This is a genomic window from Rothia sp. HMSC068F09, from assembly GCF_001812775.1.
GTDB lineage: Bacteria > Actinomycetota > Actinomycetes > Actinomycetales > Micrococcaceae > Rothia > Rothia mucilaginosa_A.
The window spans coordinates 62,309-80,320 of the sequence record NZ_KV810427.1 but is presented as its reverse complement, the minus strand read 5'-3'; the positions used below and the strand labels follow the sequence as shown (position 1 = coordinate 80,320).

The 18,012-nt window shown below is 63.4% G+C and carries 16 protein-coding genes; 12 read left to right on the top strand and 4 right to left on the bottom strand.

Going from position 1 to position 18,012, the window contains the following annotated elements; all coding sequences use genetic code 11:
* Positions 1-97: 97 nt before the first annotated feature.
* The 6 genes from HMPREF2874_RS06070 (at position 98) to HMPREF2874_RS06045 (ending at position 5,602) form a co-directional block, all read left to right on the top strand.
* Complete coding sequence (locus HMPREF2874_RS06070) at positions 98-1,057, top strand: L-lactate dehydrogenase (protein WP_070649424.1); 960 nt, start codon at positions 98-100, stop codon at positions 1,055-1,057.
* 144 nt (positions 1,058-1,201) lie between these two features.
* Complete coding sequence (locus HMPREF2874_RS06065; protein WP_049334173.1) at positions 1,202-1,480, top strand: hypothetical protein; 279 nt, start codon at positions 1,202-1,204, stop codon at positions 1,478-1,480.
* A 213-nt stretch (positions 1,481-1,693) separates the two neighbouring features.
* On the top strand, positions 1,694-2,521 hold the full coding sequence (recO, locus tag HMPREF2874_RS06060) for a DNA repair protein RecO (RefSeq protein WP_070649422.1): 828 nt from the start codon (positions 1,694-1,696) through the stop codon (positions 2,519-2,521).
* A 106-nt stretch (positions 2,522-2,627) separates the two neighbouring features.
* The gene (locus HMPREF2874_RS06055; protein WP_070649420.1) at positions 2,628-3,416 is read left to right on the top strand and encodes an isoprenyl transferase; all 789 of its coding nucleotides are present in this window, start codon (positions 2,628-2,630) and stop codon (positions 3,414-3,416) included.
* Positions 3,417-3,508: 92 nt separating this feature from the next.
* Complete coding sequence (locus tag HMPREF2874_RS06050; protein WP_070649418.1) at positions 3,509-4,597, top strand: quinone-dependent dihydroorotate dehydrogenase; 1,089 nt, start codon at positions 3,509-3,511, stop codon at positions 4,595-4,597.
* A gap of 345 nt (positions 4,598-4,942) precedes the next feature.
* On the top strand, positions 4,943-5,602 hold the full coding sequence (locus HMPREF2874_RS06045) for a DUF6318 family protein (RefSeq protein WP_070649417.1): 660 nt from the start codon (positions 4,943-4,945) through the stop codon (positions 5,600-5,602).
* A 133-nt stretch (positions 5,603-5,735) separates the two neighbouring features.
* Here HMPREF2874_RS06045 and HMPREF2874_RS06040 read toward each other — a convergent pair whose 3' ends face one another.
* Positions 5,736-6,395 carry a DUF3043 domain-containing protein gene (locus tag HMPREF2874_RS06040; protein WP_070649415.1) on the bottom strand — a complete coding sequence of 220 codons (660 nt, stop codon included), beginning with the start codon at positions 6,393-6,395 and terminating at the stop codon, positions 5,736-5,738.
* 136 nt (positions 6,396-6,531) lie between these two features.
* Here HMPREF2874_RS06040 and HMPREF2874_RS06035 point away from each other — a divergent pair, with 136 nt between their 5' ends.
* From HMPREF2874_RS06035 to HMPREF2874_RS06010, 6 genes are all read left to right on the top strand, one after another.
* Positions 6,532-7,926 (top strand): M20/M25/M40 family metallo-hydrolase, encoded by a 1,395-nt coding sequence (locus HMPREF2874_RS06035; protein ID WP_070649412.1) that lies wholly within the window; start codon positions 6,532-6,534, stop codon positions 7,924-7,926.
* 232 nt (positions 7,927-8,158) lie between these two features.
* Positions 8,159-8,512, top strand: coding sequence for a HesB/IscA family protein (locus HMPREF2874_RS06030; protein WP_070649410.1), 354 nt, complete (start codon positions 8,159-8,161; stop codon positions 8,510-8,512).
* Positions 8,513-8,626: 114 nt separating this feature from the next.
* Complete coding sequence (gene trpD, locus HMPREF2874_RS06025; RefSeq protein WP_070649408.1) at positions 8,627-9,700, top strand: anthranilate phosphoribosyltransferase; 1,074 nt, start codon at positions 8,627-8,629, stop codon at positions 9,698-9,700.
* Positions 9,701-10,323: 623 nt separating this feature from the next.
* On the top strand, positions 10,324-10,773 hold the full coding sequence (locus HMPREF2874_RS06020) for an NfeD family protein (protein ID WP_049345272.1): 450 nt from the start codon (positions 10,324-10,326) through the stop codon (positions 10,771-10,773).
* Between the two features lie 79 nt (positions 10,774-10,852).
* The gene (locus HMPREF2874_RS06015; RefSeq protein ID WP_049345267.1) at positions 10,853-11,848 is read left to right on the top strand and encodes an SPFH domain-containing protein; all 996 of its coding nucleotides are present in this window, start codon (positions 10,853-10,855) and stop codon (positions 11,846-11,848) included.
* Positions 11,849-12,012: 164 nt separating this feature from the next.
* Positions 12,013-12,351 (top strand): RNA polymerase-binding protein RbpA, encoded by a 339-nt coding sequence (locus HMPREF2874_RS06010; protein ID WP_049334184.1) that lies wholly within the window; start codon positions 12,013-12,015, stop codon positions 12,349-12,351.
* 206 nt (positions 12,352-12,557) lie between these two features.
* Here the strand turns inward: HMPREF2874_RS06010 and HMPREF2874_RS06005 are convergent, their stop codons facing one another.
* The 3 genes from HMPREF2874_RS06005 to HMPREF2874_RS05995 all read right to left on the bottom strand — a co-directional run bounded on the left by HMPREF2874_RS06005 (position 12,558) and on the right by HMPREF2874_RS05995 (position 17,911).
* Positions 12,558-13,295 (bottom strand): polyprenol monophosphomannose synthase, encoded by a 738-nt coding sequence (locus HMPREF2874_RS06005; RefSeq protein ID WP_070484396.1) that lies wholly within the window; start codon positions 13,293-13,295, stop codon positions 12,558-12,560.
* Positions 13,296-13,430: 135 nt separating this feature from the next.
* Positions 13,431-14,639, bottom strand: a complete 1,209-nt coding sequence (locus HMPREF2874_RS06000) for an amidohydrolase (protein ID WP_070649407.1) — start codon at positions 14,637-14,639, stop codon at positions 13,431-13,433.
* 239 nt (positions 14,640-14,878) lie between these two features.
* Complete coding sequence (locus tag HMPREF2874_RS05995) at positions 14,879-17,911, bottom strand: DEAD/DEAH box helicase (RefSeq protein ID WP_070649403.1); 3,033 nt, start codon at positions 17,909-17,911, stop codon at positions 14,879-14,881.
* Positions 17,912-18,012: the final 101 nt, after the last annotated feature.

Below are 18,012 nucleotides of genomic sequence, written 5' to 3'. Positions count from 1 at the left end.
GGGGCAACAGAACCCCGAGGCACACACCCCGCTTCGCCATCCCGCGAGAAAACCCTCGCACAGCACAGATAACTCTCACGAAAGAGGGCATACAGCAATGAACGGTGTCAACACCCCCACCAAGCTCGGCGTCATCGGTGCAGGCGGCGTCGGTAGCGCAACCGCATACGCAGCAATGGTTCGCGGTTCCGCCGATGAAGTCGTCCTGTACGACATCGACGGCAAGCGCGCTCACGCAGAGGCACTCGACATCGCCCACGGCGCAATGTTCGCTCACGAGGCAACCGTCACCGGCGGCGACGATATCGAGCTGCTGCGCGATTGCGACATGATCATCATCACCGCAGGTGCCCGCCAGAAGCCGGGCCAGCCCCGCCTCGAACTGGCCGGCGCAAACGTTGCCATCCTCGAGAAGCTGCTGCCGAACGTGCTTTCCGTGGCCCCCAACGCCATCATCATGCTCGTCACCAACCCCTGCGACGTGCTGACCGTCGTGGCCCAGAAGATTACCGGCCTGCCCGCCAACCGCGTGCTCTCCTCCGGTACCGTGCTCGACTCCTCCCGTCTGCGCTGGCTGATCGCCAACAAGGCCGGCGTCTCCATCAAGAGCGTTCACGCGAACGTCGTTGGTGAGCACGGCGACTCCGAGTTCCCCGTCTGGTCCGCAGCTAACATCGGCATGGTTCCCCTGACCGAGTGGGAGCAGGACGGCAAGCAGCTCTTCACCGAAGAGGTCCGCACCGAGCTGGCCACCGAGGCTATGCGCGCAGCCTACAAGGTTATCGAGGGTAAGGGCTCCACCAACTACGCCATCGGTATCTCCGGTGCACGTATCGCCGAGGCATTCCTCGGCGGCCAGAACGCAGTGCTGCCCGTCTCCACCACCATCGCAGGCGAGCTCTACGGCTTCAAGGACGTTGCACTGTCCCTGCCCACCATCGTCAACCGCGAGGGTATCCAGCGCGTTCTGCCGGTTCCCATGAACGAGGCTGAGATGGCACAGCTGAAGGCATCCGCTGAGGCAATCCGCGCTTCGGCCGCATCGCTGGGCTTCTAACAGCTAGACCCGGGGCCAGCGCCCCATGAGAGCCCGCCGCATCCGTCACAGTACATGACCGGATGCGGCGGGCTCAGTCTATGGGGTCGTAACGTATGACGGGCGAAAACACACCGCGTCCCCGTAGGTAGTAGAATAAAGAGCATGAGCACTGATCCTCGCACCGAACTCACCCGCCTCCTCGACGCGCTGGAGGCCCACCTGTCCGCCGTGATTGAACGCAACGGCGAGCATGACCCCGCCATCGATGAGGCCTACGTAGAAATTGCCAACGCCTTCGAAGCCTACGAAGACGCCCTCTTCGAAGCCTACGAAGAGGTCACCCCCCTGAGCGTGTACGGTGATGACGAGGAAGACGATCTCGAAGAAATCCTCGACGACGAAGACGACATCGACGACGACGATATCGAGTACGAGGACTAATAACCTCACCATACATTCCGACCCCTGACCGCAACCCCCACGCGGGGTGATGCGGCAGGGGTCGAACCGTACCCGGTGCACCCGCATCGGTAGCGACGGATACCGCAGACACCGCAGCCTCAGATACCGCACGCACCCCGCGGGGGAACCGCCGCGCACCCGCCAGAACCCGCAGAGACAGCCAGTGAACAACTACCGAGAACGGAGACACCCGTGAGCGAACCCCGCACCTGGCGCGATGCCGCCCTCATCCTCCGCACTCAAAAACTCGGCGAAACCGACCGCATCATCATCATGCTCACCCGCGACGGCGGAATCACCCACGCCGTAGCCAAAGCCGTGCGCAAACCCACCTCCAAGTTCGGCGGACGACTCGAACCGTTCATGCACACCGACCTATCCTTCAGCCGCGGTCGCACCAACCTGCACACCATCACCCAAGCCGCAACCCTGCACGCCTACACCGGCCCCATCATGGCCGACTACGCCGCATACACCTGCGCCTCCACCATCGCCGAACTCGCCGAAGACCTCACCCAAAACAACGCCGGAACCACCGAACTGTACACGCTCACCCACGGGGCATTCGCAACCCTAGCCCACGCGCAGCACACCCCCCAACGCGTGCTCACCCGCTACCTGGCCCGCGCCATGGACCGCTCCGGCTGGCCCCTCATCGGCGAACGATGCACCCGATGCGGCACCCCACTCACACCCGAAGCCACGGCTCGGGAGGGCACGGCGGAAGCCCCGGGCCGATACCTCGCCTTCCACACCGCCCACACCTACGGCCAGTACACCGTCCTCTGCCCGAAGTGCGCCACCGTCACCGATGCGCCCCTCACCGCCCTCACGGCCGAAGACCTGGCCTACGCGCTCGCCGCCGCCAGCCCCAACCCGAGCGCCTGGGAAACCATCGACGCCGCACCCTTCGGAACCGCCGATAAAATCCTCAAACTCTACCTCGCCACCACCCAAAATCTGCTGGAGCACCCTCTCAAAACCCTCGGGGCGCTCGAGACGGAAACCCCCGCAAAATAAACCCCGAAGCGCCCGCCCATGCGTGCCGTGCCACGGTAAAATAGCTAACAGCATAACTCGGCAGACAACCCCGGGGGAGAACCCCCGTCTGGGAAGAAAGGCACACATGGCACGCACCCAGCCCGTACCCCCGCCCCCGCACCCCACCGGGGCAACCCCGCCTCCCATCCCGAAGAAGTTCATCCCCCAGCACGTCGCCGTCGTCATGGACGGCAACGGACGCTGGGCCAACGAACGCGGCCTGCCCCGCACCGAAGGTCACCGCGCCGGCGAGGCCGCCCTGCTGGATGTTGTTGCGGGCGCCATCGAAATGGGCATCCCGTACGTGACCGCCTACGCCTTCTCCACCGAAAACTGGAAGCGCTCGCCCAGCGAGGTTGCGTTTATCATGCGTTTCTCCACCGAGGTGCTGCAGCGCCAGCTGGCAACCCTCAAGACCTGGGGTGTGCGCATCCGCTGGGCCGGTCGCCGACCCAAGCTGTGGAAGAACGTCATCGAAGAGCTCGAGCTCTGCGAGCGCGAAACCATCGACAACACCGTCTGCACCCTCACCATGTGCGTGAACTACGGCGGCCGTGCAGAAATCGCCGACGCGGCCGCAGCCATCGCGGCGGACGCTGCCGCGGGCAAGCTCAAGCCCGGCAGCATCACCGAAAAGACCATCCAAAAGTACCTGGACGAACCCGACCTGCCCGACGTTGACCTGTTCCTGCGCTCCTCCGGTGAGCAGCGCATCTCGAACTTCCTGCTCTGGCAGAGCGCCTACGCCGAGTTCGTCTTCATGAACGTGCTCTGGCCCGACGTCGATCGCCGCACCCTCTGGGAAGCCGTCGAAGAGTACGCGCGCCGCGACCGCCGCTACGGGGGCGCAGTCGACGCCGTAGCCGCCGAGTAGGCCGATTACTAAGCCCGGCGTTAGCGCCCCAACGCGGCGACCCGGTTCGCCGCCCCTCAAACCACCCACACCTCCAACACTAGGGAGAACAAATGCGCATCTACCCGACCTTCTTCAACATCTTCTTCAAGGGCATGGACCCCGAGAAGGCACACCACATCGGCTTCTGGGGCGTTCAGACCCTGCGTAACGTCGGCATCACCCGCGCGCTGCGCAAGTACTTCCAGCCCGCACCGGAACTGGCCACCACCGTCATGGGCATCACCTTCCCCTCGCCCTTCGGCCTGGCCGCGGGCTTCGACAAGGGCGGTAAGGGCATTGCCGCGCTGGCTGGTATCGGCTTCGGCCACGTCGAGATTGGCACCATTACCGGCCAGGCACAGCCCGGCAACCCGCAGCCGCGCCTCTTCCGCCTCGTCGAAGACAAGGCCGTCATCAACCGCATGGGATTCAACAACGACGGCGCCGCTGCGGCAGGCCCGCGCGTAGCCGCCGCCCGCGCAGACCTCGAAACCGAATACCGAGGCGTCGTACGCCCCATCATCGGCGTGAACATCGGCAAGACCAAGATCGTGGAACTCGAGAACGCCATCGACGACTACCTGATCTCCACCCGCACCCTGGCACCGCAGGCAGACTACCTGGTCGTCAACGTCTCCTCCCCGAACACCCCCGGCCTGCGCACCCTGCAGGCCATCGAGTCCCTGCGCCCGCTGCTCACCGCCGTGCGCGAGGAGGCAGACCGCGTCAGCCCCAATCGCCACGTGCCCCTGACCGTGAAGATTGCACCGGACCTGGTCGACGAGGACATCATCGAGGTGGCGGCCCTGGCCAAGGAGCTGAAGCTGGACGGCATCATCGCCACCAACACCACCATCGCCCGCGAGGGTCTGGGCCTGACCAGCGATATGACCAAGGTCAAGGAAATCGGTGCCGGCGGCCTCTCCGGTGCACCGCTGAAGCCCCGCTCCCTCGAGGTGCTGCGCCTGCTCAAGCGCGAAATCGGCGACGACCTGGCCATCATCTCCGTTGGCGGCGTGACCACCGCCGAGGACGTGCAGGAACGCCTGGATGCTGGCGCCGACCTGGTGCAGGGCTATACCGCCTTCCTGTACGAGGGTCCGCTCTGGGCGGCACACATTAACCGCGGCCTGGTGAAGCTGCGCCGCGCTCGCCGCTAAAAGGTTTACGCCCCGCCGGGTGACTGGCGGGGGAGGGAGCCTCACGCTCCCGGCGTGCTGAGGGGGGCACCGCTCTCTACCCGTTGGGGTGGAGGCGGTGCCCCCCTGCGTTTCTGCGCGGTTAGAGAGCCCGCATAAGAGGGCTAGCTGGTAATAGCCGCGATGGGTTCTTAGGGCGCAGGGTAGTCCGCCAGCACAGCTTACGTAATCGGACAAACCACCGCCGGACAACAATCGGGCAACAACCGGACGATGGGAATAGACCAATAACGGGTTCTAGGCGCACACCCCGCATAATGGAGATAGACGGGAAATCATGCACTACAACGATGTGGAGGACCGCCCATGACCCCCAACGCGCTGAACCGTCGGTCGATGCTGACGGGAGGCACACTCATCAGCCTCGGCACCATGCTCACCGCGTGCGCCCCGCACGACACCACGACAACCACGCCGGCAGGAGGCGCATCCACGGCATCCGGCGCAGCCACCACCAACGGCAGCCCAAGCAGTAGCACCGGCAACAGCGCCGGCGAATACCGCAAAGCAGATGCCAACGGCCCCGCCCAAAACGTCCCCAAGCCCAACGCGCCCGAAGACGGCTACCGCGAAAAGACCGCCGACGGCATCCGCAAAACCATGGACGCCTGGAACCAGTGGATTAACTACGGCATCCAAACCGGCGACTACAGCAAAGCACGCGAATTTCTCTCCTCGACAAATGACGGAGAACTCAAAATCTACCGGGAGATAGAAGCACTCTACCGGCGCGGCGGCTGGGTCATCGACGGCATCCAATACTTCAAGCCCGCCGGCGAGCCCTGGACCGACGACGACCAAACCTACCGCCTGAAAACCCGCCACGACTGGGACAAAGAAACCGATGTGGAACCCGACGGCCGCCAAGAAACCTGGAGCAGCGACAAGCAAGGAGAAATCTACATCTTCGCCCTCGAACACCGCGACGGCAGATGGCAGATTCTCTACTCCCAAATCGACATCTAGCCGCGATACATACGCCGCGTAAGGAGAAACAGAAGACATAAAAATAGGGGAGAGGCCCAAACAATCAGGACCTCTCCCCACACCCCACAAACGCAACCCCCAACACGGGACCGCGCCACAGGGCACTAACGACCTAGCGAGGGTACTCGCCGTACTTCACCATCGGAACCGGACGGCGCCAACGACGAACCATCATCACACGGTTAAAGGTGTACATACCACCACCGCGCTGAACCTCGCCAAACTTAGCAATCAGCTTCTTCTTCAGGCCACGCCACAGAATGAAATAATCAATCACCCACAGCAGCATCGCGGCGTACATCGCATACACAGAACCGTAATAAATCGAGACGCCAACCTCGGACGAGCCCGAAACACCCTGACCGATCCAGCCGCCAACCAGCAGAACCAGCAGAACAATCAGCATGAAATCGCCCAGGTTACGGCGCGCATCCACGTAATCACGGATATAACGACGCTGCGGACCCTGATCCACAAGAGGCAAGAAACGCTGATCACCGCCACGCAACGCCTCATTCTGACGAGCACGAAGCTTAGCGTTATCCTCACGCTCACGACGACGAAGCTCAGCACGCGCCTCACGATCATTCGCAAGCGCATGATCCCCGCCGCCCACCAAAGGCTTACGACGAGCCGCCTCCCGCTCCTTACGCGAAGGAGTCGGACGGCCCTTCTTCGGGGTAAACTTCGGATCAACCGGAGCCTGCGGCTCCTCTACAACCTGCGGCTGAGCAGCTTCAGTCTCAGCCTTCTTATTCTTACGACCAAACACCCTCCCATCATACCCGACACACACAGATACACCCCCTCCACAACAAAACCACACCAGAGCCTGAAACAACACAGCACCAGCCCACCGCAAGACCCCGAATAACACACCCCCACACCCCGCGATGTAAGGTAGAAACATGACTACTGAATTCACCCACCACAGCGCCCTCAACGACGCAATCAACGAACGATTCGAAGCCACCCTACAAACCCTCACCGACCTCGTCGCCATTCCCTCCATCGCCTGGGAATCGCACGACCTCACCCAGGTAGACCGCAGCGCCGAGGCAGTCGCCGCGCTCGCAACCAAGGCAGGCTTCGACAACGTACGCATCGAACGCGCCACCTACACCACCGCAGACGGCACCGAAAAGCAGGGCATGCCCGCCGTCATCGCCTCCCGCCCCGCCGCAGAAGGCTACCCGACCATCCTGCTCTACGCCCACCACGACGTACAGCCCGCCGGCAACCTCGACCTGTGGGACACCGAACCCTTCGTCGCCACCCGCAAGGGTGACCGCCTCTACGGCCGCGGCGCAGCAGACGACAAAGCAGGCATCCTCGTACACCTCGCCGCGCTCGCAGCCATCAACGAAACCCTCGGCGATGACTTCAAACTCGGCGTGAAACTCTTCATCGAAGGCGAAGAAGAAGCAGGCTCACCCTCCTTCGTCTCCTTCCTCAACACCTACCGCGACGAACTATCCGCCGACTACATCATCGTCGCAGACTCCGCCAACTGGCGCGCCGGCGTACCCGCACTCACCACCAGCCTGCGCGGCGTCGCATCCGGCGACATCGAAGTACGCGTCGGCAGCCACGCCATCCACTCCGGCATGTTCGGCGGCCCCATGCTCGACGCACACACCCTCATGGCGCAGCTCCTCGCAACCCTGCACGACGCCACCGGCGCCGTAGCCGTCGAAGGCCTGCACCGAGCCCCCGAACCCGAACTCGAATACGCCGAAGCAGACTTCCGCAACGACTCCGGAATCCTCGACTCCGTACCCCTCGCAGGCACCGGAACCGTCGCCTCCCGCCTGTGGACCCAGCCGGCCATCTCCGTTATCGGCATGGACATCCCCAGCATCGCAACCTCCTCCAACACCCTGGCAGTCCTCTCCCGAGCACGCATCAGCACCCGCCTCGCACCCGGCGACACCCCCGAAAACGCACACCGCGCGCTCGCCGCGCACATCAAGGCCCACGCACCCCACGGCGCCGAGGTCAGCTACACCGCCGTGGATTCCGGCATGCCCTTCTCGACCGAGGTGGACGCAGACGGTGCGCAGACCGCCCTGGACGCCATGCGCGCTGCCTGGGACCTGGAACCTGTGCAGACCGGCATGGGCGGCTCCATTCCGTTCATCGCCGACCTGAAGCAGACCTTCCCGCAGGCACAGATCCTGGTCACCGGTGTGGAAGACCCCGACACCCGCGCCCACAGCGCCAACGAGTCCCTGTACATCCCGGACTTCAAGAACGCAATCCTGGCGGAGGCACTGCTGCTTAGCGCACTCGGCACCCGCTAAATCAACCCGCAAAAAGTGGGGGAGAAGGGCCACCAAACCCCAACCCCCACTTTTTCGGTATCCTAGAAGCAGAATTACCGTGAAAGCCCATACGCAAACGCTCACGCCCCCGGCGAACTACACACAACCCAGGTTGTGAAGAACTCACCCCGGCGCGTATCGTGAAGGCTAAAACGCCCGCAACACCGCACACGGCCAACACGGGCAACCAACACAACAAAGGACAACACTCATGAGTGAAACCACCACCGAACTGCCCACCCACGGCGTCACCCTCACCGAAGTCGCACAGGCCAAGGTCCGCGCACTCCTCGAACAGGAAGGCCGCACCGACCTGCGCCTGCGCATCGCCGTCCAGCCCGGCGGCTGCTCCGGCCTCATCTACCAGCTCTACTTCGACGAGCGCGTCCTCGACGGCGACGCAGTCCGCGACTTCGACGGCGTAGAGGTCATCGTCGACAAGATGAGCGCACCCTACCTCGACGGCTCCACCATCGACTTCGAAGACACCATCGAAAAGCAGGGCTTCTCCATCGACAACCCCAACGCAGCAGGCTCCTGCGCATGCGGTGACTCCTTCCACTAAACCGAAGACACCCCGGCGCTAAGCACAACCAAGGTGCATCACGCCTAGTAAACCCCCGTCTCGCATACTGCACCCAACCGTGCAGATACGCGACGGGGGTTTTACACTTAAAACATGACTACGCACGAAATCACCTGGAAATACATCCTCAACCAACTGATTAAGCACCAGAACCTCAGCGACACCGAAGTCGCCTGGGCCATGGACCAAATCATGACCGGCCAAACCGAACAGCCAATCCTCGCATCCTTCCTCACCGCCCTCCACTCCAAGGGCGAAACCCCCGAAGAACTCGGCGCGCTCGCAGCCGGCATGATCGCCAAAGCCGAGACCGTAGACATCGACCCCCACGCCGTAGACATCGTCGGCACCGGCGGCGACCAGCAAAACACCGTCAACATCTCCACCATGGCTGCCCTCGTCATCGCAGGCACCGGCGCAACCGTCGTCAAGCACGGCAACCGCGCCTCCACCTCCAAATCAGGCTCCGCAGACGTCCTCGAAGCCCTCGGAATCCGCCTGGACATGCTCATTCCCGCCGTCGCCGAGTGCGCTCGCGAGACCGGCATCACGTTCCTGTTTGCGATGACCTTCCACCCGGCCATGCGCCATGTGGGCCCGACCCGCCGCCTGCTGGGTATTCCGACCGCCTTCAACTACCTGGGCCCCATGACTAACCCGGCCCGCGTGAAGTCATCGGCAATCGGCGTGGCAAACCCGGTCATGGCCGAGAAGATGGCTCACGTCTTCGCCGAGCGCGGCGATCACGCCCTGATTTTCCGCGGAGACGACGGCCTGGACGAGCTGACCATCGCCACCACGAGCCGCCTGTGGGAGGCTGTGGACGGCAAGCTGACCGAGTACCGTTTCGATCCGACCGAGTATGGTCTGCAGAACGCACCGTTGGAGCAGCTGCGAGGCGGCGACGCCGAGTACAACGCGGGTGTGTTCCGCGCAATTTTGGCGGGGGAGGGGGAGTCCCCGAAGAGCCCGCTGCGCGCCATTCACGACGCCGTGCTCATCAATGCGGCCGCCGGCCTGGTGGCCTACCGCCCGACCAACGGCGAGAGCTTTGAGACGCGTTTCACTCAGGCCCTGGCTGATGCGCGCGAGTCCATTGCATCCGGTGCAGCGGAGCGAGTGCTCAATGCCTGGGTAGAGTTCAGCGAGAAGCATGCGGAGGACTAGAGAATCAGTAGCCAGAGGTGAGAGCCTCAGAGGCTGATTTCAAGAAGCCGGGCTGAGAAGAGCTAGGAGCTCTGGAGGTCGAAAGCTCTAGAAATCCTCTAGAAATCGATAGATAGCAGGCACCCGAGACGAACAGAGCGCACCGAAGGGTGCAGGGTCTCGGGTGCCTGTCGTTTACCGGGACGCGCCGCAGGGCGTGAACGGTCAGGCGTTCGAACGCATAGCTGCTGCGGATTGAGGAAGCTGAAGCGCGCGGAGTTCAGAGCAGTGGACGAGAACAGCGTAGTCGTACTACAAGAGCGCAGGTTTGGCCCACGCCAGCCCGAGCGCAGAAAGCACCGGTGAACCGCCGGTAGGGTAGCGAAAAATAGGCCTACTTTACATAATGTATATTATCGGCTTTTTAAGGAGGTTGATGAATACTCGATTCTGCCTTGTTGAACGCCGTCTTAACACTCGATGTATTCACCCGCATTTTCCGTCATAACCTGTCCCCGCAGGTGCCCCACCTGACATAATGAGCGTAGGCCGCCGAGACATTGATGACTCAGAACCCGGTACGTCCGAGACGTGTTGAGCTTGCACCCGCGCGGCACACATTCCGAAACTCCGAAGGAGGAAACATGGATTGGCTCTTCGAGACACCCTGGACGCTCTGGGTTGTTCTCGCCCTCGCCTTCGCCGTTATTGAGATGCTCAGCCTCGACCTGTTCTTTCTCATGCTGGCGATCAGCGCAGGCATTACCGCGGCAATATCGCCCTTCGTGGATAACATGCTCATCCGAACCGTTATTTTCGTAGTGATCTGCCTGATTCTGGTTCTTGGCCTGCGCCCGCCGCTGCTCAAGAAGCTCAATCGGTCGGCCGGTAACACCGCCACCAATGTCGAGGCACTCATCGGGTCTGAGGTACGCATCACTCAAGATGTGACTAGCGAAACCGGTTTGGTGGTACTGGCTGGCGACACCTGGACGGCGCGCACCGCCTCCGGAACGCTCCCCGCGGGAAGCCTCGCGAAGGTCAGGTCTATTGATGGTGCCACCGCAATCGTAGAGCCTCTCCCCCACAGCTAATACCCACCTGAATACCGGCTCTAGAAGCAGATTCAGATACCCAAAAACACGCCATATAACACACCGATAAGGAGAAATAATGCCTATCAGCCTTATTCTGACGGTCCTACTCATCCTCTTCGTGCTGACGATGCTCGCCAAGACCGTGCGCGTCATTCCGCAGGGACGAGCCGGCATCGTCGAACGACTGGGTAAGTTCCGCGCCGTTCTCAAGCCCGGCCTGCACATCGTCATCCCCGTGATTGACCGCGTGCTGCCCCTCATCGACCTGCGCGAACAGGTGGTGTCCTTCCCCTCGCAGTCCGTGATTACCGAAGATAACCTCGTGGTCGGCATCGACACCGTCGTGTACTTCCAGGTCACCGACCCCCAGGCCGCAACCTACGAAATCACCAACTACATTCGCGCCGTGGACGAGCTGACCAGCGCAACCCTGCGTAACGTCGTCGGCGGCCTGAACCTGGAGCAGACCCTCACCTCCCGCGATCAGATTAACGCGGAGCTGCGAGGCGTGCTCGACTCCACCACCGGCCGCTGGGGCCTGCGCGTCTCCCGCGTGGATATCAAGGAAATTCAGCCTCCCGTGTCCATCCAGGACTCCATGGAGAAGCAGATGCGCGCTGAGCGTGACCGCCGCGCGGCAATCCTCACCGCAGAAGGCCAGAAGCAGTCTGACATTCTGACCGCCGAGGGTGAATCCCGCGCCGCCATCCTGCGTGCAGAGGGTGAAAAGCAGGCACAGATTCTGCGCGCAGAGGGCGACGCACAGTCCGCCATCCTGCGCGCAAACGGTGAGGCCGAGGCCGTGCAGAAGGTCTTCGCCGCCATCCACGAGGCCAACCCCAGCCAGCAGCTTCTCACCTACCAGTACCTGCAGACCCTGCCCAAGCTCGCCGAAGGCGACGCCAACAAGCTCTGGTTCATCCCGACCGAACTCGGCGATGCACTGCGAGGCCTGGGCAACGCGTTCGGCACCCTGCCCGCATCCGACCTTGCGGACGCGCCGAAGAAGCCCGCAGCAGCGGCTCCCAAGAGCGCACCGCAGGCACCCGGAAGCTACGGCATCAACGGCTAGCAGGCACCTAAAAAATTCATAGGGTTCAACCCCTGCACAGTGGGCGGGCGGAGACTATTACCGATATAATGGATGTTTTGTAAACGTTCGAGGGAATAGCTCTCCCCCGCCCAACGTTATACCTGAAGCGCCGCCCGGCGCACACGACGGACACTGGAGGAAAAATGAGCGATCGTAGCCTGCGCGGTATGCGCCTGGGTTCCCAGTCGATGGAAACCGAATCGAACGTGCAGCCGGCACCCCGCCAGCGCGTCGAGTACCGCACCGCAGACGGTGACCGTGTTTTCGTGACTTTCGCGGCCGAGGCAGAGATTCCCCCGGTCTGGACCGCAAAGTCCGGCAAGGAGGCCTTCCTGGTCAACGGTGATTCCACCGCCAACGCCGAGGACGAAAAGCCCGCACGTACCCACTGGGACATGCTCATGGAGCGTCGCAGCATTGAAGAACTGGAGAAGACTCTGGAGGAGCGCCTGGAGTACTACCGCAACCACTTCGCGGTCTAAGGAACGTCTAGATACGTTAGGGGGGCCTTTCAGCGGCATGTGAGCCGCCGAAAGGCCCCTTTTGTGTACCCCGGATGCCTTCCTGCCCGTCATGTGCGAGAGGCGTTAGGGGCTCTCGGAGGATTCCAACAGAAAGGGGCCGGGGCGGATGCTCGTAATGCGCATCCGACCCGGCCCCTCATATGAGGTTGGGTTATGACCCGGGACTACTTCTTGCCCAGGGCCTTCTTCAGCTTCTCCGCGTGGCTCTTCAGGCCCCAGCGGGTCACCTTCGACATCGAATCGAAGATGATGTTGCCGTCCATCTTCGAGGCACCCACCTCGCGCTCAACGAAGGTAATGGGCACCTCGACAATCTTCAGGCCGGCCTGCTCCGAACGCCACGCCAGATCAACCTGGAACACGTAGCCCTTCGAATCGATGCCGTCCAGGTTCAGACGCTGCAGGGCCTCGCGGCGGTACGCGCGGAAACCTGCGGTGATGTCCTTGATGGAGGTGCCCAGCACCATACGGGTGTACAGGTTAGCGCCGCGCGAGAGAATCTGGCGGTGAGCCGGCCAGTTCTTCGTCTTGCCACCCGGCACGTAACGCGAACCGATGGCCAGATCGGCGCCCGCCTCAACGGCGCGCACCAGGGAGGGCAGCTGCTCGGGCTGGTGGGAGCAGTCAGCGTCCATCTCAATCAGAATCTCGTAGCCCGCCTCCAGACCCCAGTCAAAGCCCGCCAGGTAGGCGCCGCCCAGGCCGTCCTTAACGGTGCGGTGCAGAACGTGAATCTGAGGGTCCTTGGCCGAGAGCTCGTCAGCGATCTGGCCGGTGCCGTCGGGGCTGTTATCATCCACCACGAGAATGTCTACCTCGGGAGCTGCCTTGCGAAGACGCTCCACCACAACCGGTAGGTTCTCCTTTTCGTTATACGTCGGGATGACAGTCAGAACGCGCATAATACTCTCTCACGTGTGCATATAAAACGGGCAGTGTAGATTTCCAGTATACCGGTTAACTATGTGAGCGACGGTACGCAATGGGGTATCTGGGTATTTCATTTCCTGTAAAAGGTGGTGGACTAGCCGAAAAAATTATTTACTTTCAGTGTAAATAGACTCAAGAACGGGTAGGGGCGAGTCGTCCTCCAGGACCGGAAGCAGCGGAATCCGGGCGCGCGGATCGGTGCTCCACGAGGCAACGCGCGAATCCGGAGCCTGAACCATCAGCGCCTCCACACGCCAACGCGTCACGAAGGCCGGGGTATCCGGCGCCAGCTGGCCCATAAACGGGTTCTCCTCATGCGCCAGACGGTATACGCCGCGGGTCAGCGCCGCAAACGCGCTACGTGCAGACACGCCGTGCTCATCGTTCACCAGCGCGCGCACCAGGGCCCACGCACCCGGCGCAAACAGCTGGGTATCGGAACCCAACGCAATCGAGGTGCCCGCGGCATTCGCGCGGCGCGCAACCGAAGCCACCGACTCCTGGCCCTCTCCCCCGGCGGCCAGTGTGGCCAGCGCCTGCACAGCCTCATCGTCCTCGTCAGACTCCGGCTCGCACACGCTCAAACCCAGGTGCACGCGGCCCTCGGCCAGCTTCTGCAACCACTCATCGCTAATGGGATCCTGAGCCGTGCTGTACGCTGCGTCCAGGCGAATCGGAAGCCACGGACGCTCCCCACGAATCGACAGGGCGGCCTCGGCGGCGGTAGCAAAACCTGCGGAAGCGTCAATCGACAGAACCAGCGCGGCGTCCTCGGCCACCTGGGCGTAGCGCTCCGCCAGCCCCGCGGGAACGTGGATACCCGTCAGCGACAGACCCGGCAGCGCGCGCGGGCCCTCGGTCAGCGGACGCAGCGCCTTAATCGCGCTCACCAGCTCCTCAAGGTCGACGCCCGCCCGCTCACGGCCCTCAACCCGCGGGCCCGAAGCATCAAGAACCAGACGGATATCCGTCGGGCCGTGCTCCTCGATGTTGTGGCGCAGGGCCGACACCAGATCCGCCGCATCATCCATGGAAGCCAGCAGGGTATGGGTGTGGTAACCCACGGCGCGGTAGACATCCAGGTACTCGAGGATCTCGACGGGCTCCTTACCGCCCACCGGCGCCAGGGCGCGCGCAAAAGCGGGCGTCAGCAGGGCCCCATCGAGCTCCACCACCTCGGTGGACTCATCGGCAATCGAATGAGCACCCGCATCAGAACCAACCCAGCGGACGACGCCGTCCTCCGTCAAGAGAGCCGTGGCATAGGGGTCGACGGGGCTGTACACGCTACCGTCCACAAAAATACGGGTGGCCATTGTTAATCCTTTCGCCATTGAGCGGAACGCTGGGACTCGGGCCCGGGGCGCATCCGCCAACGCGGCGGAACACCCCAACAGGCCCTAGTCCGAGTATAAAAGCACCCCCGGGGGCTGCGGTAGTATGTGCATCCTTTCACGACAAAGAATGACCCGCACCCTCCGGGGGGTATCGAATGATGGAACGGCGATGGCGGCGGGGAGCCCCCGGCCACCGCTAGAGACACACCGCGAGCGCGCTAGACGTCCAGCGCCACAACGCCGCGGCGTACCGCCTCGATCGCCTCTTCACAGCGGGCGCGGATGACCGGGTCCAGTGAGCGGATGTGCGCGATCTGGTCCAGGGCGTCCAGTACCTGCTTTGCCCAGCGGACGAAGTCGCCGGCGGCGAGGCCGGTGTCCTCGATGGCTTTTGCGAGGTGGGCGCCGTTTGCCCAGGCGTACATGGGTTCGACCAGGCCGAAGTCGCATGCCGGGGTCAGGTCGACCTTGAACTGTTCTTCTGAAGCGTTGAGGTCGGCGAGGCGCTGCGTGATGGTGGCGATGGGTGCGCGCAGGGAGGGATGCGGGTAGTGCGCCAGGTACTCTACCGCGTCGCGTTTGCCCTGGTAGGTTAGGGCGGCGACGGTTGCGGCGATGGCGGCTGGTTCCAGGCCGTCGAGGAAGTGCGCGTCTAGGCACAGGGCGGTGAGTAGGTCGCGTTCGCCGTAGATGCGGCGTAGGGCCTGGCCGCCGGTGGTTAGCGACAGTTCACCGTCCTCGGTGCGTTCGACGTAGCCGTAGCTTTCCAGCAGGCGTGCGATGCGGTTGAAGACCTGCGCAATCGTGTTGGTGCGGCGGGCGATTTGGCGGCGCAACCCTTCGGTTTCGGAGTTGAGTTTCTGCCAGCGTTCGGCCCAGCGCATGTGGTTTGCGCGGTCGGAGCAGCCGTGGCACGGGTGGTTGCGTAGCTGCGACTGTAGAGCCTCCAGCTGCGCGTCGATGCTGTTTTGGCGTGCCGGGATGTTCTGCTGTGCGAGCGCACGCGGGGCGCGGCCGTCGTAGAGTGCCTGACGCATGCGGCTTGCGGTGTCGCGGCGTTCCTTGGGGGTTTTGAGGCTTAGGCGCTTGGGGATTTTGATGCGTGAGACCGGTTCGATGGCGCCCTCGAAGTCGCGGGTTGAGGCGGTGCGCTGGTGCGCGTCCTCGGTGACAATTCCGATGCGGGGGTCGGCGTGCGAATCGGAGCGGGTGATGACGACCGCGTAGCCGCGGGAGCGGCCGTGCGGGATGTAGATGATGTCGCCGGGCAACAGCTGCTGGATGCTGTGGTGTGCCTGCGCGCGGGCGTGGCGTTCGTTGCTCTTGGAGGCTTTCTTCTCCAGCTCGGCGATTTGGCGGCTGAGCTGTACGTATTCGGTGAAGTCGCCGAGGTGGCAGGCCATGGCTTCGCGGTAGCCTTCTAGGGCGTTTTCGTTTTTGCGTACGCGGGAGGCGATGCCCACGACCGACTTGTCGGCCTGGAACTGTGCGAAGGAGGATTCCAGGATTTTGCGGGTGCGTTCGGCGCCGTAGGAGGCGATGAGGTTTGCCGCCATGTTGTAGGTGGGGCGGAACGAGGAGTTCAGCGGGTAGGTGCGGGTTGAGGCGAGGGTCGCCACATGTTCCGGGGACAGGCCGGGTCGCCACATGACGACCGCGTGGCCTTCGATGTCGATGCCGCGGCGGCCGGCGCGTCCGGTCAGCTGGGTGTATTCGCCGGGGGTGATGTCTACGTGGGATTCGCCGTTGTACTTGGTGAGCTTTTCCAGGATGACGGTGCGTGCGGGCATGTTGATGCCCAGCGCGAGGGTTTCGGTGGCGAAGACCAGCTTGACCAGTCCCTGGGTGAAGAGAGCCTCCACGACCTCCTTGAAGAGGGGTAGCAGGCCGGCGTGGTGTGCCGCGATACCGCGAATCAGGCCGTCGCGCCATTCGTAGTAGCCGAGGGTGTTCAGGTCGCGGGTGTCCAGGTGAGCGGTTGCTTCCGCAATGTAGGCGCGGATGGTCTGCTGCTGTTCGGGGGTGGTGAGCGTAATGTCGGCTGCCACGCACTGGCTGACCGCGCCGTCGCATCCGGCGCGGGAGAAGATGAAGCAGATGGCGGGCAGTAGACCCTGCTTGTCGAGGGCGCGGACCATTTCGGGGCGGGTGATGCGCTGGGGGCGCAGCGGTGCCTGTTCGCCGCGCTCACCGTCTGAGTAGCGGCGCGTGCGGTCTGAGCGGCCGCGCTCGCCGCTGCTGAAGGTTTCGTTGAGCCAGCCTTCGCGGCGGTGGCGGAAGCGTTCACGCTTGCCGCCGTAGCGGCCGCGTCCCGGGCCGGAATGGAAGCCGGGGCGTAGTGCCTTCAGCTGCGGGTTCAGGCGCAGGCCGGCCAGCAGAGGGTTGGCGCCCGCCTCTACGGATGCGCCGCGCTGCTTGGCCTTCTGCGCCTTCTTTGCCTGTTTGCGGGAGAGTTGCTCCTCCGGCTCCTGGTTTTTGCCGTTTTTGCCGTGTGCCGAGTTGTCCTCGGGCACGAAGAGGTCTACCACGCGGTGGCCGACCATCATGTGCTGCCACAGGGGTACCGGGCGGTGCTCGGAGACGATGACGTCCGTGCCGCCGCGCACCGTGTCCAGCCAGGCTCCGAACTCCTCGACGTTTGACACCGTAGCCGACAGGGAGATGACGTTCACGTGCTCGGGCAGGTGGATGATGGCCTCTTCCCACACCGCGCCGCGGAAACGGTCCGCCAGGTAGTGCACCTCGTCCATGACCACGTAGCCCAGGCCGTTCAGGGTGGTGGAGTTGGCGTAGAGCATGTTGCGCAGCACCTCGGTGGTCATCACGACCACGGGGGCTTCGGTGTTGATGCTCGTGTCGCCGGTCAGCAGACCCACGTAGTCCTCGCCGTACGCGCGCACAAAATCGTGGTACTTCTGGTTGCTCAGCGCCTTGATCGGGGTCGTGTAGAACGCCTTCATGCCGCGGCGTAGCGCCAGGTAGATGCCGAACTCGCCCACGATGGTCTTACCCGCGCCCGTGGGGGCGGCCACGAGGACGGAGCGGTCCGCCTCCACAGCGGCACACGCCTGACGCTGAAAGTCGTCCAGCGGGAAATCCAGGGAGGCCTCAAACGCGCCCAGGGCGCTCTTGGCGTATGCGGAGCGTTCGCGGGATGCGGCGTAGGCGGCGGCGTAGTCGGTGCCGGGGTGCCCGTTAGAAGCGGTAGAAGTGTGTGCGTCAGAAGTGTGCTGTGCGTGGTGCTTAGTCATGGTACATCCAGTGTAGCGGCTGGCCTGCCGGCGCTCGGCTCGAAGCGGCGGCTTCCGGCAGATATCAGGTACGGGCGAACACACGGGTGAAAACACGGGTG

Coding starts and splice junctions, on each gene's coding strand:
- HMPREF2874_RS06000 (WP_070649407.1), bottom strand. CDS start 14,639: ATGGCCACCCGTATTTTTGTGGACGGTAGCGTGTACAGCCCCGTCGAC.
- HMPREF2874_RS06035 (WP_070649412.1), top strand. CDS start 6,532: ATGACTACTGAATTCACCCACCACAGCGCCCTCAACGACGCAATCAAC.
- HMPREF2874_RS06070 (WP_070649424.1), top strand. CDS start 98: ATGAACGGTGTCAACACCCCCACCAAGCTCGGCGTCATCGGTGCAGGC.
- HMPREF2874_RS05995 (WP_070649403.1), bottom strand. CDS start 17,911: ATGACTAAGCACCACGCACAGCACACTTCTGACGCACACACTTCTACC.
- trpD (WP_070649408.1), top strand. CDS start 8,627: ATGACTACGCACGAAATCACCTGGAAATACATCCTCAACCAACTGATT.
- HMPREF2874_RS06045 (WP_070649417.1), top strand. CDS start 4,943: ATGACCCCCAACGCGCTGAACCGTCGGTCGATGCTGACGGGAGGCACA.
- HMPREF2874_RS06015 (WP_049345267.1), top strand. CDS start 10,853: ATGCCTATCAGCCTTATTCTGACGGTCCTACTCATCCTCTTCGTGCTG.
- HMPREF2874_RS06030 (WP_070649410.1), top strand. CDS start 8,159: ATGAGTGAAACCACCACCGAACTGCCCACCCACGGCGTCACCCTCACC.
- HMPREF2874_RS06020 (WP_049345272.1), top strand. CDS start 10,324: ATGGATTGGCTCTTCGAGACACCCTGGACGCTCTGGGTTGTTCTCGCC.
- HMPREF2874_RS06065 (WP_049334173.1), top strand. CDS start 1,202: ATGAGCACTGATCCTCGCACCGAACTCACCCGCCTCCTCGACGCGCTG.
- HMPREF2874_RS06050 (WP_070649418.1), top strand. CDS start 3,509: ATGCGCATCTACCCGACCTTCTTCAACATCTTCTTCAAGGGCATGGAC.
- HMPREF2874_RS06010 (WP_049334184.1), top strand. CDS start 12,013: ATGAGCGATCGTAGCCTGCGCGGTATGCGCCTGGGTTCCCAGTCGATG.
- HMPREF2874_RS06005 (WP_070484396.1), bottom strand. CDS start 13,295: ATGCGCGTTCTGACTGTCATCCCGACGTATAACGAAAAGGAGAACCTA.
- HMPREF2874_RS06055 (WP_070649420.1), top strand. CDS start 2,628: ATGGCACGCACCCAGCCCGTACCCCCGCCCCCGCACCCCACCGGGGCA.